General features: G+C 65.5%; 1 protein-coding gene. It reads left to right on the plus strand.

What is annotated here, in order from left to right; translation table 11 throughout:
• Positions 1-534, plus strand: a 534-nt coding sequence (locus HX846_RS33030; protein ID WP_218645515.1) for a 2-methylaconitate cis-trans isomerase PrpF family protein, incomplete at both ends; no start/stop codon positions are given.

Genomic DNA, 534 nt, shown 5'->3' on the forward strand with positions numbered 1-534 from the left:
GCCGGCCTGGTAGATGCCGCGCGCATTCCGCACAACGGCGTGGCCGTGGTGCGGGTGTGGCAGGCGAATATCGCCAAGACCATCATCGCTCACGTACCGATCACCGACGGCGCGGTGCAGGAAACCGGCGACTTCGAACTCGACGGCGTGACCTTCCCGGCCGCCGAGGTGCAGCTGGAATTCATGGACCCGGCGGCGGAAGAAGAGGGCGGCGGTGGCTCGATGTTCCCTACCGGCAACCTGGTGGATGACCTGGAAGTGCCGGGTGTCGGCACGTTCAAGGCGACGCTGATCAATGCCGGGATTCCCACCATCTTCATCAACGCCCAGGACCTGGGTTACACCGGCACCGAGCTGCAGGGCGCGATCAATGGCGACCCCAAGTCCCTGGCGATGTTTGAAACCATCCGCGCCCATGGTGCGCTGCGCATGGGCTTGATCAAGCACCTGGACGAGGCGGCCCAGCGTCAGCACACGCCAAAGGTGGCGTTTGTGGCGCGGCCTGCGGACTATGTGGCGTCCAGCGGCAAGGCG

Origin of the sequence: Pseudomonas sp. K5002 (assembly GCF_013386655.1) — a bacterium.
Classification (GTDB): Bacteria; Pseudomonadota; Gammaproteobacteria; order Pseudomonadales; family Pseudomonadaceae; genus Aquipseudomonas.